The following is a 16184-nucleotide window of genomic DNA, read 5'->3' as shown; positions in this document are numbered from 1 at the left end:
GAATCAGAATGGTTGGAATTACAAAAATATATTATTTTTTTGGAAAATAATTGAAATATTTAGAGGTTAATAAATAACAGGGATGGTTATGTTCAAATATAAACTTCTAAAAGCAACCTTAATATTATTATCACTATCTTTTTCGACTATTGCCTGCCAAGCAGAAAAAGAGACTACCATGCCTGACAAACCGTTAGAAATTTCTTTAAATATGACTACCAAAGAACTATATAATAACAATTCAAGCTTTAAAGACTTCCAAAACTGACTAAAGGGCCAATCGGACGTGATCAAAAAGGCTTCGATTTTCCTACAGGCAGTCAAGTTACCGCTCAGTTCAACTATCCAAACGGGCAGCTAATACTGAACAATGTCAGCTTTGTTAATGTAATGGATGATACACGTGTCAAAGAATATCGCCTACCGGACTTTACAATAGCGACCTTTCTTCGAGGTAAAGACCCAAAGAATATTACTGACAAAGAAGCATATGAGCAAGTACAGACTATTTTTAAGCAATTAGAGAAACAAGGTTGGGAGTATAACTTTGATTTTATTGCACCGCGTATTACTCCTAAAACTGCACTTGACTACGCACTAGCGGGTGGTGATGCCTCTTATCTCGATTATCGCTATCCACTGAGTTTTGAGCAATTTAATCAAATCACTTCTTACATTCATCGTTGGTACCTGCGACATGGTACGGATATTTTCTTAAAAATAGAGATGTGGCGAAATGTTGAAAACAGTGGTGATACGACCATTTTGTTCGCTTATGATTTTCATGATCAACTTCATGAAATTTATAGGCACGTTGAACCAGAAAATCATGATAGAGCACTAGAGTCTTTCGCTAAACAATACTCTAATCCACCATTTGTTGCAAAATTGTCTTCTGAATCAAAAGTAGTTGCGAAAGGCTTGACGATTGATAAGTCTTTAACCAGCTATACCTTTCCACTCGTAAAACAAAAAACAGGCTTTGATACTCAAAAAACAATCAATACAGATCCTTATAAATTAACTTATGATGAATTTCTTGAAAAACGAGATACTAGTGAAGATCTAACACCTTATCTAGAAACGCTATCAGAAGAAGAACTTGAAATAACCAGTCAAGTCCAAGGACGTTGCCCAGCAGGACAACCTTGCTCAAAATCAGGCTACTGGTTTACTTTAGCCAAAGCAGACAGCCGTAGTTACTTTAGACAAGGCGAAACCATGCCAGATTATCCTAATAACCAATGGGGTGAGGTTATTTGGCAGTTTGATGGCGAGCAAGGTTAGTCTTTTATTATTTTATTTAAGCCACCTTCGCGTGGTTTGTCGTTTTCATCAAGCGAAGCACTCATCCTATCAACCCACGCACAATCTAAACAGCATAATTATCAATAGCATATCCCGACTCTCACCCAAACGTCATTGGGTAGTCAGCACTTAGCTTAACGCAACTGGCAACAGGGTTAGGACGCAACGTAAACGAGCATCAAGCCATTAAATCGCAACTTGAGTCCATCGCACAGGAACAGCAAACCAAAACCCATCAAACAACGCCCTATACACTGATAGATAGCGCAGCGGATAGCAGTTACGTCAGTGAAGACCTGCTGATCTAGCGTACGACGGGCGAGATGATAACGACCACTCAGCAAGAGATGATGATCAGTAGTGGCGATAGTTATAATCAAGTGAGTAGTGAGTCACTCAATATCATAGCCGATGGTCAGTTTAGTATGACTAATGCTAAGGACAATATCACCCTATCCGCCCATACAGGAAAACTGGAAGCGACGGCTAAGCAAGATATAAACATTGCTTCTTCGACCAAAGAGGTTGAGATAGTCGCGACCAATAAGATTACGCTGACCGCTGGTGATGCGAGTATCACATTGGACGGTGCTGATATCACGATAGTGGCAAAGCAGTTTACGGAGAAGGCAGGAAAGCATAGTAAGGCTGGGGGTGGTATGGATAGTAGTTATTTATCGCGCCTACCTTTCGATAAGCTGCTAGAAAAAGAGTTTTTTGATGAGCAGGTGCAGTTTCTAAACACGGCAGGACTACCTATAAAAAACATTGATTACCATTTACTGGGTAAGAATCTAAATATGAAAGCTAAGGTAAACGACGAAGGTAAAACCGTTAGAGCAGATACGGATACCAAATCAGAAAAGCTAGAAACTAAAATATTATTTAAATCTATCGAGGGTTTAAAAGACTTATAGCGAGTATGAAATGGCAACACTTAAATTCGATACTAATACAGTAAAAAATAGCTGTACCACTAAAACAATGCCGTGTAGCTACACATGGTCAATAGCTCAATATCAGTGTTTCGAGAAACTTACGACAAGCTCGGATAAGAAATCTTCTACTATTCATTTAAAAGTAGTACAGGATGGCGAAGCAAGATCGCGGCGAATAGCAGCGGTGTATGCTAAATTTTATTTGGAACATAGCGATGTCAATGGTGATACACAGTTTAAAGGGCGTCATTTTTGGATGGGTCTTGGGGCGTTTGCCAGTAAGACTGTCGCTGATGCATGAGGGCATTGGTCAAGTGCTGCAGATGGCGGAGTTTTAGGTGTTGTATATAATTTTAAGCTCGGTAACTTTTGGCTATACCAAGATATCGCTGGATGGCACTTTGAATATAATCAATGTAGTACTAACTTTAGTACATGTATCAACCAACGCAATACTAACCACTATATCCCAGAAGTTAAAAAAACGGTCTATGACTCACATGGGGCATACGATGTACTACCAAAAATTCGCAATCTCAGTGCAAGCCAATATATCAAACCTGCTTTTAATGCGACTAAAGAATTTGAAAAGCTTTCTTATAAAAATAAAACTGAAAGAAGGAAAAATCAAAAAAAAATCTTATGCAACTTGCTAATCATGAGCAACGCGAGGTATTACAAAAAATAATCTATCAAAAAAGTGGTTTTAAAGCAGGATTATGGCTAGCTGATGTTGGAAGAGGAAAGGCATCTATTCCTGATATACAAATGGTCTATACCTCTGAAGCAGATACTGACGATCCCGATTTCAAGAATATTGCACCTGATGATATTAAGTTGGCTGATATTACTAAGAGAATGAAGTGGATTACCAGTGTTGCTGAGCAATATATCAAGCTTATGAACAATGATAGTACAAGAGCAAAAGTTGAGAGGGAGATGGTTAAAATAGCAGGTTGGATTAATAAGACTTAGGAACAACTATGTTTAGATATAGGCTTTTTAAAACAGTATTACTAGCAGTTTCATTATCATTATCTACAATAGCTTGCAGCAAAAACGATACAAAAGGAAATACTATGCCGCCTCATGCTTATGTTTCAGTAGAAGAAAGCCCTGAAACCTTTAAAAAAAATAATGAGGACATTAAACAGTATTGGAGTTTTGATGATAATCCGCTCAATATTGGCAGCTTAGGCGTTACTTTTTACGAAATTAACTTTCCGTCTAACAATGGGACTGCGACTTTCAACTATCCTAACATTCCATCACTTACTGTTGATAATGTTGGTATGACCTCAGGCTTCTATATTCATGATAAACCTAAACGAGGCATACAGTCGGTTCGAATTGATTTTTTCGTCCCTAACTCTCAAGGCAGCTATGCTGTTACGAAAAAAGATGCCTATGTCGCTGTGCAAAAACTGTTTAAACAGCTAGAAGAGCAAGGTTGGCAGAACGATCGTCGTGTCACTAGTGCTCGTATATCTGTCCAAGATAGTTATGCTTATGTCACTGATGAGAATGTATCATCTAGCTTTCTAAACTATCAATACCCTCTAACCTTTGATCAGTTTAAACAGCTACCAAGCTTACAATTTTGGGATCTACGAAATGGTACTGATGTTTTTTTAGATATTACTATGCAATACAACTTTGAAGAAGAGATTAACAATTACGTCTATATGATCAGTTTAGATTTTATCTCCGAAGAGATTCATATCAACAGCTATCTCAGTTATGACAATCCAGACGATACTATGGAATCAGTTTTTATAGAAGCTTATCCAGACTTACCGCAAGCTAGACTATACGCTGAAACTCAAGCTTTAGAGATAGGCTTAGACGTTCAACAAGATCAACCCGACTACACCCTACCCCTTGTATTAGAGAGAACTGGTATTGACACCAGCAAGTTTGTCTCTATCGACCCCTATAAAATCACTTACGAAGAGTTTATGCAGCGTTCTGAGGCAGGCGAAAACATGACGCCTTACTATGAAAATCAAACCAAACCCAATCAACCCGAAATTACCAGTCAAGCAAAGGGACGTTGCCTTGCCAATCAGCCCTGCCCCAAATCAGGCTACTGGTTCACACCTGCCAAAAAAGATAGTAGAGCCTACTTTAAGCAGGGCGACATCATGCCTGACTATCCAAACAATAACTGGGGTCAGGTTATCTGGCAGTTTGAGGGTGAGCAAGGGTAGGTATATTGCATTATTAATCGATACGACTAAGACAGGTTTTGAGTTATGTTTAAGCGATCTCTTAGTATTCTCATTTGTTTTAGCGTTATTTATTTGGCTACTGCCTGCCAAGCAGAAAAAAAGGTGTAAGTTATCTTAACCGTTTAACTGATTGGTTTCGTTGAAATACCAAATGGTTTTCCATTCAAGTCGCTTCATTTTTGGCATGATGTCACCTGCTTTAAAGTGTTTAACATCCTGACTGGATGGTGACCACCAATTACCCGTCTGTGGACAGGGTTTACCCGACTCGCAGCGTAAGCGTTTTGGTGCGACATTCATGCTACCACCGCCACTATCCGCAATGCGCTCAACGAGCATCCAAGTGACAGGAGCCATGCCGACCGCTTGCATGGTTTCAGGGTCATAGCCGACGTAAGCTTCATTTGCTAACATGCCATCCAATAACACTTGAGCACTGGCATCTGCTCTACTAGGTACATAAATGCCTGCGACAGGGACAACTTCATCTAATTCAACGCTATATTGAGGATTGAGGCGATAAATAGGCCATGATTCAGGTGGGTTGAGCGGCCCTCGAGATTCAGCGGTATAGCGTTCAATCAAACTACCTATTTTCCAACCAAAATAACTGGTTATTTTCATATTAAAAGCACGTAAGCTTGCCTCTCTTTCCCATTTATCGTAATCCAGCTGTTGCTGCTTTGGCATCCAGTCGATGTCGTAATCCATACTGATAGCGCGAAAATCACTCTCAACATTACCACCATATCTTATTGCCGCTAGATCCCCTTTTAACAGCTCTTGATAACCAACATTTAAGCTGTCTAGAGTATCACGCAAGTTTGGCAATACCCGTTCACCCCAGACAATATCAGGTTGTCTGTTAATAGGACGCGTGCGGTAATCAAAGGGTAAATCATTGACAAATAGCTCCAATGCATATTCAGCAGATTCTAGCATATTCGCAAAGGCATCGCGCATCTCTTTAAAGTAAGCGGGTGAGCTATAGCGCTCTAATAAGTAAATCTCTTGCGGTCTGATGATGTAGTTATTCATTGCTTGTTCACTTATACCAGTTTTGTTTGAGGGTTGGCACGCCAACCATGTCTGTATTTTCTAGACCCTTTAGATCACTACCATAGCCCCACCCTGTTTTTCTGCGTGGTTTTACTTTTCTTTTAATTAATTGTGCTGGATCAAGTACAATTTGTTTGCCACCACCCTCCAACACATACATAGCACCGCGTCCATTAGCAGTTTGGATTTGACCTTTACTATTTTCAAGTATTTGACTGGCGGCTTTACCTTCCCAAACTTTCATACCACCTTTAGGAACAATGTAATGGACGACTTCTCCATTACTATTCCAGCTTGCCCATACTGCAAAACGTCTGCGCCAATCTTCTCGTTTTTTAAGTTTCAAATACTCCGAAGCTCGCATCCAACATATACTATAGTCTATCCACTATAAAATAAACACAGCGATACTGGGCGCATTTTGCATAGCCTCTGTCTGCGCAGGCACAGCAATCAAGGAAAATGTATACCAGTATCGCAAATGGTTGTATTTGTATCTGTTTTATTTGGGACTGACTATATTATCCTTACTAGTAGGGTCAACAACGCGATATAAACTCGTCCCCTGTCCTAGTTCTACTGCCTTCATATCATGAAATGTGTTAAACTTTTTCCATAATGGTCCTTTACCTTTATCAGAAATATCTGGATAGCCTCTAGGTATTTTGGGACATTTTTTTAATTTGGGATATTTAATACTTCTAGTGACATCCACCCATTTAGGCGAACTGCTTTTTATAAGTTGCACCTCACCGTCGGTATGAACTTTTCTAAAGTTCGCTATATTTGTCAGATTAGTAACTGCTTTATACCCTCCTTCAGTGTCTAGCCGTATGGCTACACGTTCCAGAAAGTCCTGTACGGGTGCTAAGAACTCACCGAGACGCTTGTTAGCCTTATTTCGTACATCTACCACTATTTTAAGCATATCGCCAGCTTGTTTACCGATACCTTTACTGCCGTATTTTTGGACAAATTCGACAGTCTCCTTTAGATAGCCAATATGCTCGTCAAATACTGCTAAAATCTGCGTCTTATTAACTTTAGCTTTTAAACTCCTTAGTTGCTTAGCTGACCACCTATATACGTTCCCAGATGCCTCTTTGCGTATTAGCTTTTTTACGGCAGGACGTCCTAAAAACTTATTAAGCTCCTTTATACCTTGCTCAATAGCAGGTTCAACTGCTTTATATATCAGGCTACCTGAAAATTTGCCAGCCTTAGACAAAGGGCGCATCATGAAGCGTCTAACAGGGGCAAGTAGTACTTTAAATATTCCCTTAAATAGCGACCCTAAAACTGGAAACAGACCGATTAAGGTCAAAATTAGACCTACCCATGCCCAAGGATTACTATCATCTTGTTTAATTTTTTTACAATTTGCACAGATATCTCGAACATCACAGATCTGGTCTACAAATGGAATCATAGAAACGACAGTACCAGTAACGACTTGAGCAGTAGAAGGTTCCGACGCAAAATCACCTTGTATGACTACCCAAAGCCAATCGGCAATATCATTTGCCGTTTCTTTGCCCTTTTGCAATGCTCCGTTAACAGGTGCACTGAACCATGCAAGTGCATTTGAAAGTTCTTTTTGTGTAGGTAAAAATCCCATAATTGTACCTTCTATTATTTAATAAAGCTTTTAGCAGCTTCTAAAACTTTAAGAAATGAATCAGGAGTAGGGTCTTCAAAGTCTTTTTCTTCATATTCAACACGGTTGGCTTCTTCGGGCACATTATTGTGATGTGCTTCACCTTTTCTATCGAGTCTTCCTTTAATAACTTGACCGCCATCAAAGAATATTTTGTAGCCAACATCTGGTATACCTTCACCATCAACCCCTAAAAGTTTAAGACCAATCCAGTTTTCCATTTCTACAGATGGTAAATAAGGCAATTCTGTTTTAACTCCACCCCCACTCCCCCAATCCACCTTACTCGCCTTATAGCCTACTTGACTTGGCGTGATAAAGGTCACGTTACCGCCTACCAGCTCAATACCACTACCTGCTGCTTTTAGCGTTAATGTATCAGGCGCAATAATCTCGATACTATCTCGGCTATGGATGCGTAGCACTTGTTCGCTATCAAGTCGCATTTGGCTTTGATGCGCTTGTATCGTCACATCACCATGCGCTGCGGTATGGGTTTGTGCTTTGTTTGAGTAGTAATCAATATCGCCTGCGACCAGCTGATTCATTTGGGTTTGACCATGATGATGAGTGCTATCTGTGGCATGGCTGTGCGTATTTTGGGTGCTGGTAAATTGGCTATGCTGTCCACTTAGCATGGCGAGATGACGCTGGGAATCGATAAGCAGATGCGACTGTTGCCATTGTCCGGATTCGCTTAATACCGTGCCATTAGTGTCTTTACTAAACTTGGCAAATGGCGTTTGAGCGTCTTCTTGGTTTTGGCTACCATTTGGTTTGTTATTGTCGTTGCTGTCCAATCCGACAGGCTGATGGGTATTGGCGAGTTGCTCGTACGCTTGCTGATGCTGATCGGCGGTTTGTAGTTTGCTATGACTGTCATGACTCATGTGAGGGCTTGATGAAGGGTCTGACTGCCTGCTACTGATATGAATACCTGTGCTGCCTTGAATGTTGGCAGCGGCTTGGGTCTCGATACTAATGCCTTGCCCACGGGCTTGACCACGAGTGTGGTCGGTGTGCTGGTAGAGATGACCAATGGTTAGGCTACTTTGATAGCTGCTGCTATAGACGTTGATCTGCGGACTCTCAGGATGGTCATCAAACATCAGCTGGTTATAGCCGTTAATAAGGCTATCTTTGCTGGCCTCACCTGTGCGACTACTATCGATACTTTGAGTCTTGATACCGTCTATGGGATGGGCATGGCTTTGATTAATGAACCATGTCGGACTGGTCGCATCGATGAAGTCTGTGTCACTGGAAATACTATTGTGCTGAGCCTCACTATTGCCTTGTCCATTATGGGTACTGCCGATGATGATGGGATGGGTGATGTCACCACCGATAAAGTCGATCAAGACCTGTTGACCATGACGCAAAGGATGGGTCTGTCCCATGTGGTCGGCGACGAGGTGACTGGCGATGGGTATCCAGTGTGCGCTATCGTCGCCTTCGCTTTGCCAGTGATATCTGATATGCGCACGATGATTGCGGTCATGAGTAATGGCGCTGCTCTCTGTGTCAATAATACTGGCACTCATAAGACCTGTCAGACTTGGATGCGGTTGCCCAAGTGTAGCAAGCTGTTCCCCATAAGGAATATGGTGATGATGCGGAAATGGTAGGTAGCAGGCATTGATATGGTGGACATTATCATAACTGTCATCTTCACTATTATTATCATTATTATTATGAATCAGATGAGGCTGCAACGTGATTGGGTCAAAGGGCGCACTGCCCAGCCAATCTGCCGGAATATGATTATTAATGTTCTGATGTATGGAGACGATACTGATCGGATCCGTTAAATAAGGGTTGCCATCGATATGATGGGCACTTGGTAGATTAAGATGACGGATGTTGCCAGCGAGGCTACCTACATTAGCAAGCTGTTGCGCGTTTTTTTGATAACGAGTAGCAAGCTCACCCAGACTGTCATCATCGAATCGAGTATGGCTATGTAGGAAGCGGGTATGATTGTTTGGACTACTTGATTCGATTGGTTGTTCACTAGTGCTGCTGCCAGTATAAGTACCCATTAATCGATTGTCATAACGATATAAATCGCTCTGCTGAGTGTGTTGGGCAATACGCGGACGAATGGCAGTGATGCGGTCTTGTCTGTCGGCGAGATTGGCTGGGTTTTGGCTCAATATACTATGGACTTCAGTGGTATCTGGACGCAATACTTCGGCATTATTTGGCAATAAGACCAAAGTATGTTTGTCTATGTCATGACGGTAGTAGCCCGTAATGCCATATAAAGCAAGATACTGAGTTAAATAAGCCAAATCCGTTTGATTGTATTGAACGCTGTGCTGGATATAACAGCTCTTAATCCAAATATTTAAATCGATATTCTCTCAACCTCCTAATAACCATCAAGCCAACCCAAATTCATTGCATAAAAAAATAAAATAATACTCAGTATGAAGATCGTATGAATAATCCAAATAATACGCCAGCGCCATAAAAAACGCTTGCTTTGATTATTAATCACTTTGGTTCGATACGGGTCTATGTTGGGATCAAGATATGGATTGAACTGATCGCTTGGATATTGCAAGTGCTGATACTGTGGCTCGTTCAAGATGTTTTTACCTTTAGACTGTATCCAGCCACCACCAAGCTTAACGTAGGCTTGTAGTATCAGCAGTGGGATGTACCATAGCTTTATTTTAAAGTTTTGGGTGACGCCATAGCTGGGTAAGATGCTGTCGGTATAGAGATAGATCTTGTGCTCTTTAGTGGTGTTTGGCGGGTCAAAGGGAATAATAGGCGGTAGGCTATTGGCGTCTTTTTCCATATAGTTGCGGATGAACTGCCACTGCGCACGAGCATAGACGTCTGAGGTAGCTGGAAAAGAGGAGACCAGTTGATTGACGATGTTACGAGACTCATCTAGCCAGTTGAGCTGTAAAAAGTAGGTTTTACTCATACCGCCTGCACTGACAATATTGACGCTTTTGACACTGGCATGAATGTCTTGATAAGGTAGCTCATTAATACCGTGATATATAACTTCCTGCTTGCTTTCTATAACAGTTATATCATATTGCAAAACAAGCTGATCCATTCTATTAAAAGCATCTATAGGGGAATTATCATCCTTTAGCCTAAACATCTTGCGTAGCATTACTATTGGTAGTATGAAAGCTAATAAGATGAGAAAGAGTGAGATCAGCACCCCGAAAAACCCTTCTGAAAGTAAGTTAATTAAAAGCGTCGGTATCATAATTATAAAGATGACTAATAAACAAATAATCAATACTAACCCCCCTTCATCAAGCATGCTTCGTCCCGTATCTTGAAAGATCATGGCATTGGGATCAATACTTTTAACATCTCGAGCGACGTTGAGCATATTCGGGTTATCACTTTCAATATCTGCCCCCTCGCTATAAGGTCGTGGTAGCAAAGTGATATCAGGAGTATCATGCTTAGGTAGTGTAATTATTTTCTTCTTCCTTACAAACTGAACATGAACACGAAAAATAATATAATGATTAGCGTATGTAATATCCAAATAATACGCCAGCGCCAAAGAAAGCGTTTGCTTTGATTGTTAATCACTTTGGTGCGATACGGGTCTATGTTGGGATCAAGATATGGATTAGGCTGGTCGCTTGGATATTGCAAGTGCTGATACTGCGGCTCATTTATGATGTTGCGACCTTTAGATTGTATCCAGCCGCCACCTAGTTTGACGTAAGCTTGTAGTATTAGCAGTGGGATATACCACGGCCATATTTTAAAGTTTTGGGTGACGCCATAGCTGGGTAAGATGCTGTCGGTATAGAGATAGATCTTGTGCTCTTTAGTTGTCTTTGGCGGGTCAAAGGGTGTGATGGGCGGTAGGCTATCAACGTCCTTTTCCATATAGTTGCGGATGAACTGCCACTGTGCGCGGGCATAGGCGTCGGATGTCGCTGGAAAGGAGGAGACCAGTTGATTGACGATGTTGCGGTTATTATCTAGCCAGTTAAGCTGTAAGAAGTAAGTCCTACTCATACCGCCTGCGCTAACGATATTGACGCTTTTGACACTGGCATGAATGTCTTTATAAGATAGCTCGTTGATGCCATGGTAGTCTACTTTTATTTTGCCATCTTCTTGGGTAACATCATATTGCAAAATACGTTAGTCTACTTTATCAAAGGCGTCAATGGGTACATCACTATCGGTAAGTTTAGAGACTTTGCGTATCATGATGAATGGAATGCCAAATGCCATTAAATTAAAAATTAAAGCAAGTAAAAAATCATAATAGTCTAATGAAATAAATAACTCAAATGTCATTGGCAAAAACAATACACCACCGAATAATAACATCAGAACTAGTACCAGCCCCCCCCTCATTCAGCATGCTACTGCCGACATCATTAAAGGTTAATGCATAAGGGGTGATGCCTCGCACATCTTTCGCCACATATAGCATGTTCGGATGATCTTTTTCAACATCCACTACGTCACTATAAGGCCTAGGTAATAAGGTAATATCTGTTGTGTCTTGGGCAGGTAGTGTATTCATAAAAAGCATCTAATACTCAGAGGCTAAGTTATTTAGCCTTTTCAATAAGCTGACAACAATCAAACTCATAACCACTTCAACAACAACACATCCCAGAGCATCTTAAAGAAGCTTGGATAGTCGCCATGTGGTCTTGCTGCGCCCATTATATCTATAAATAAGGCAAAGACCGACAAGCCAATAATTGAGCCAATAATGAGTAGTACGCTAATACCCACTTTTTCGAGTAAGCTGTACTCTCGTCTTGGCGGATTAGGTGGACTTTTATTTAAGTCAAACTTGTCTTTAGGATCTATATCACACTCAGCCTCTATCTCAAAAGGAAAGTGCGGAGTGGTACAGGTTAATACAGCTAAGCGACGTCCTAGTAGTTTTAATAACCAAAAAGGCGTGGACGCTAGATAGTGCAGATCAATTTTTAAACTGGTTTCAGGGTACTCCATATCTTCCCATCTATTATGATATTCAAAACGACTGCGCTCAATACTCTCCCTAATAGTTTCTTTACGTTTATGAATAGGAAAGACATGTCTGATACTGTCCGCCACTTGTTTGATATCTTTGTCGGTCTTACTATTCATATAAGTGTTTACAAATTCAAAGTGATGTTTTAAAAACTCATTTGGGCTGGTATGTCTGAAGGGCAGGCTAAAGGTGCGCTGAATAATGCCGTCGTCACCTACATCACAGCAACGCACATCCCAAGGAGCATTGATATCGTTCTGCATATGGATCTTTAGTTTATCCCAGTCGTAGGTTTCAACTTGTTTGTTGGCGCCAATGACGTAAACTTTACCGTTTTTACGGTTAAAACGTGCGGGGAAATAGGTATAGGTAAATAGCTCGCGGCTTAGTAGTTGGATGACAAACCAGAGTATTCCAAAACAGATTACTGTAGTAATAAAGATGCCTAAAAGAGCAAGACTTAATCCATCATCTGAATATACTAAAAAAGTAATGGAAACTCCTACAGCACAGCCAACAGTTCCCAATAAAAATGCAGCACCTTGAATGTGTGTTATTTCACCGCGCTCAGACTCCCATCTATCGACTAACTCCATGTATGTGCTATTAAACTGCACTACCGTACGCTGTGGACGCAGTGGTAGTCCGTAATCCTGTTGCTGATATAAGCGGTAGGCCTCATACTCTTTTTTATAAGGTTGGCCTATGGTATTATAAGTTTTATTTTTTGAGCGACCTGTTAGATCAATAAACATAATATAGTCTCAACTTCTCAATTATGTAGTTATTTTTTATTCTTCTCTAATGCTTCTAATTGACGTCGTAATTCTTTTAGTCTTTGAGCTTTTTCTTCTGCTTTTTGATCATGTATAGGCAGGGTATCTTTTTGTCTCATAACAAGTTCAGTCCGGTCACCTTTTCTGAAATCTACGCTAAATGCTTCTTTTGATTGTGGTGTTGGTGAAGTACCTGTAATTTTGTAATCGTCACTTTGTCTTTCAAGGCGTTGTCTCGCAAGTTCAAGCTCTCGCTTTACTTCAGGACTATACTCAACAGGCTCATACTCAATATCTTTATAGTCAAGTGGCTTGTCAGCTTCAAAATATTGATAATCAGGTATATCAGTATTAGAGTTAGTCGTGGCATTTTGATTGTTTGTTGAACCAACAGAGCTTTCGCTAGTAGCTGAGCCACTGCTAGTTGATTGATCATTATCATCGGATGTTTCTGTTACTTTTGTATTTTCAATAGCTGATTTATACGCTGCTATATCTGCTGCATGAGATAAATGCAGGCTATCGCTGCCCCAAATACTGTTATGTATCCATTCTTGAATAGGCGACAAAGTAAATTTGGAAATTAAGAATCCAACACCAATAGCAATAACAAATAGGACAATGCCTATTCCTGTCCAGCTGATACTAGCACCAAATAATATTATGCCCCCTTCTAAACCGACTGCCACTACTGCACCAAAACCTGCAACTCCAGACACAAAATATAGTCCTGACATTATTGCATTGCCTTTATTCGCAGCTTCATCATATGCATGATAAAAATCAAAACCAGAAAATATAACAGCTGCACCTATATTTAGTCTTTTAGCCCACCAAGCGTTTTTACCGATAGACCTATCTAGTGATTCTTTTGTCGCGGCTGAAAGTGCTGGATTTTTAACTTTTATACCTTGTATAGCAACGCGTTGATCTAATATTCCTCCATATAAAAAACCGATACCAGCAATAAGCTTTGCACCACCCTCTGACATTATCGCTTTTTGTAGCCCTTGTTCTCTAGAATTACTATAGATTCCAGCAGCCAAGCTCATGCAAGCCACAGCTTGAAACAGTGTACCTGCAGTAGCTAGTTTATTTGAAATACTATTTGAGGCTACCTTTGGTTCTATAATTTGAACAAACTCATTAGAAGCAAGGTCTACAACCTGATTATAACGCCTTAAAGATGCTTGGGCAGTTTTTAGATTAGCTAAAGCGCCTTGATGACCACTTTTAGCTGACATCTTTAACATGTTTAAACGATCATTTGCTGCAGATTTTGTGGGTGCGTTATTCTTAGTTACACTATTGAAAACTGAATTCGCTTCTTTTGTATCTAGCACCAATGTTGTACCAGAAATATTCGCATTTAAATCCACACCATCTAAAACTTTTAGTTGGTGCATCATTAAACGAGCATACCTTTGCGCATTCGTTTTTGAATTTACGCTTGTTTGTGTGAGTAATACATCTGTTAGCCCTGCAATAGCTTGTTTTTTAGTTCCTGAAAACCTTAGTTGTATGATCGGGGCATCAAAGTGCAATCCAATTGCATACATAGTTTGAGATATAGCGTTACTGCTTGCTTCTTGACTAATGACTTTCAACAATGGCGCACTTAATTGCTCGACAGATTGTTGTATAATTTTGGACTTTCTTAGAATATCATCCGTATGTTTACCGGCACGAGTCCCTAATAGTGAAGACCATGACGCTTCAAGTACGTTGTTCATAGTGATGCCAGAAGACCCAAAGTCTAAATTTGACCAGACAAGATTCTTATTGGCTTCTATAATAACGGCATCAATACAATTTTGATAATTAAAGACCAAAGCACGAAGTAGGTAGCTTTGCTGATCATTAATATCTTTAGTCATTAAATTTGCGTATAGTTTAATAGATTCAGAATCATTAACCGTAACCCCCACACACTCTAGGACTGTCTCAGTATATGATATACCACTAACTACATCACTAGTATCAAAGTTATACTGCATCTGATTTTTTAGATTACTATCGTTTTTAATGATCTCGTTATGAGCTCTCAGGATATATGTTGCTATTTCCTTGAAATTTTTCTCTATTTCTTTAACAGTCGCACTGGTTAAAAAAGCATCCATCTGCTGCTTTCTATAAAGTTTTTCATAATCTTTTTTCCAAACTTTATTCGCTTCTTTTTCTGCTTCAGTCTTTACTCTACTTCGTTCATCAGCTGTGAGTGTCAGACTAGCAGTAAGTTCTAAATCTTTATCATATTTGTAGTCATATTTACTAAAATCATCACGTGGACTAAAATATACTAAATTTTTCTCACGCAAACCATTAATTCTTTTATCATTATCATTCAGTAAAAAACTTTCTTTAACGCTAGATTTTATTGAATATTCTAGTCCATTAATGATATTAGCAACTTCCAATTTATGCTTTATATCTATAGAATATTTGTCTTCTAAACCCTCTTCGTGCTGAATTAAAAACTCATTTAGATCAATTAATTCGCCTATACGATCATCAAAGATAATTTCTAAAACTCGATTCGCTTTTTTAGTTGTTTCAATGTTCCTTTCTTCATGGTTAGCAAATATTTTGCATAATACTTCTCGTTCTAAGCCTCTATACGGTTGATAGTTGTCTTTAGTGAAAATATTGATTTCATCACTATAATATTCTGATGGAAATATTCCATCTTCGTTTGGATCAGCATTATCAATGTTGTATCCCCAATACCCGCTACTCCCCGCCTTACTGTCTAACTTAGCATCAGCTAGTGACACTTCAATCATATTATTAGTTTTAGCATCGTCAGTATTACTTTCATGCCTTTGGATAACTGCTTTTGTCCATTTAACAGGGCTATAGGCACACCACAGTGTCTTTATATCATTATTTGGATTGGGTATGCGAATAAAGCTCTTTAATGCCGTACAGTTATCGCCTCTGTGACAAGTATAATCAACGATAGGCAAATCAGGTGTTTTTGCCATATTCTGTACATCGAATTGATTGAGATAACGACCTTGAGTGACAATATATCCATACCACTGTCCGTTGTTATCAACTATATAAATGTAGCCTTCTCTTAATAATCTTCGAGCTCTATTAATAGAGCTACCTTCCTTAAATAAATTGTTGGCTTTTATTCCCCAACGCACAGGCAATATTGCAATCCCTTCCGTCAAACACTGCTCGCACCTATTACTAGCTACCATAACCTTT

Annotated in this window: 15 protein-coding genes; 6 read left to right on the top strand and 9 right to left on the bottom strand. The window is 39.8% G+C overall.

Annotation, left to right across the window (positions count from 1 at the left end):
• The first annotated feature begins 390 nt into the window (after positions 1-390).
• From JMX93_RS09905 to JMX93_RS09880, 6 genes are all read left to right on the top strand, one after another.
• Positions 391-1287 (top strand): hypothetical protein, encoded by an 897-nt coding sequence (locus tag JMX93_RS09905; RefSeq protein ID WP_499204591.1) that lies wholly within the window; start codon positions 391-393, stop codon positions 1285-1287.
• Between the two features lie 344 nt (positions 1288-1631).
• Positions 1632-2225 (top strand): DUF2345 domain-containing protein, encoded by a 594-nt coding sequence (locus JMX93_RS09900; protein ID WP_499204590.1) that lies wholly within the window; start codon positions 1632-1634, stop codon positions 2223-2225.
• A 10-nt stretch (positions 2226-2235) separates the two neighbouring features.
• Complete coding sequence (locus tag JMX93_RS09895) at positions 2236-2547, top strand: DUF2515 family protein (RefSeq protein ID WP_499204589.1); 312 nt, start codon at positions 2236-2238, stop codon at positions 2545-2547.
• A gap of 84 nt (positions 2548-2631) precedes the next feature.
• A complete protein-coding gene (locus JMX93_RS09890; RefSeq protein WP_499204598.1) occupies positions 2632-2934 on the top strand; it encodes a hypothetical protein in 303 nt (100 codons plus the stop codon).
• Positions 2889-3221: a DUF2515 family protein gene (locus JMX93_RS09885; protein ID WP_499204588.1), complete on the top strand. Its 333-nt coding sequence runs from the start codon at positions 2889-2891 to the stop codon at positions 3219-3221. Before JMX93_RS09890 ends, JMX93_RS09885 begins: the two co-directional genes overlap by 46 nt.
• A 104-nt stretch (positions 3222-3325) precedes the next feature.
• Complete coding sequence (locus tag JMX93_RS09880; protein ID WP_499204587.1) at positions 3326-4456, top strand: hypothetical protein; 1131 nt, start codon at positions 3326-3328, stop codon at positions 4454-4456.
• Positions 4457-4591: 135 nt separating this feature from the next.
• Here JMX93_RS09880 and JMX93_RS09875 read toward each other — a convergent pair whose 3' ends face one another.
• The 9 genes from JMX93_RS09875 to JMX93_RS09835 form a co-directional block, all read right to left on the bottom strand.
• Positions 4592-5515 carry a hypothetical protein gene (locus JMX93_RS09875; RefSeq protein WP_499204586.1) on the bottom strand — a complete coding sequence of 308 codons (924 nt, stop codon included), beginning with the start codon at positions 5513-5515 and terminating at the stop codon, positions 4592-4594.
• Positions 5516-5522: 7 nt separating this feature from the next.
• A complete protein-coding gene (locus JMX93_RS09870) occupies positions 5523-5882 on the bottom strand; it encodes a hypothetical protein (protein ID WP_499204585.1) in 360 nt (119 codons plus the stop codon).
• Between the two features lie 156 nt (positions 5883-6038).
• Positions 6039-7154, bottom strand: a complete 1116-nt coding sequence (locus JMX93_RS09865; RefSeq protein WP_499204584.1) for a hypothetical protein — start codon at positions 7152-7154, stop codon at positions 6039-6041.
• Positions 7155-7168: 14 nt separating this feature from the next.
• On the bottom strand, positions 7169-9520 hold the full coding sequence (locus JMX93_RS09860; protein WP_499204597.1) for a DUF2345 domain-containing protein: 2352 nt from the start codon (positions 9518-9520) through the stop codon (positions 7169-7171).
• A gap of 47 nt (positions 9521-9567) precedes the next feature.
• Positions 9568-10431, bottom strand: a complete 864-nt coding sequence (locus JMX93_RS09855; protein WP_499204596.1) for a DUF6708 domain-containing protein — start codon at positions 10429-10431, stop codon at positions 9568-9570.
• A gap of 233 nt (positions 10432-10664) precedes the next feature.
• Positions 10665-11330, bottom strand: a complete 666-nt coding sequence (locus JMX93_RS09850) for a hypothetical protein (protein WP_499204583.1) — start codon at positions 11328-11330, stop codon at positions 10665-10667.
• A gap of 154 nt (positions 11331-11484) precedes the next feature.
• Positions 11485-11727, bottom strand: coding sequence for a hypothetical protein (locus tag JMX93_RS09845; RefSeq protein WP_499204582.1), 243 nt, complete (start codon positions 11725-11727; stop codon positions 11485-11487).
• 65 nt (positions 11728-11792) lie between these two features.
• Positions 11793-12947 carry a DUF6708 domain-containing protein gene (locus JMX93_RS09840; RefSeq protein ID WP_499204581.1) on the bottom strand — a complete coding sequence of 385 codons (1155 nt, stop codon included), beginning with the start codon at positions 12945-12947 and terminating at the stop codon, positions 11793-11795.
• 29 nt (positions 12948-12976) lie between these two features.
• Complete coding sequence (locus JMX93_RS09835; RefSeq protein ID WP_499204580.1) at positions 12977-16177, bottom strand: toxin VasX; 3201 nt, start codon at positions 16175-16177, stop codon at positions 12977-12979.
• Positions 16178-16184 lie beyond the last annotated feature (7 nt).

Source organism: Psychrobacter muriicola 2pS (genome assembly GCF_904846535.1).
Classification (GTDB): domain Bacteria; phylum Pseudomonadota; class Gammaproteobacteria; order Pseudomonadales; family Moraxellaceae; genus Psychrobacter; species Psychrobacter aquimaris.
Note: the sequence above shows the minus strand (reverse complement) of the source record. Positions and strands in the feature narration are given on the sequence as shown.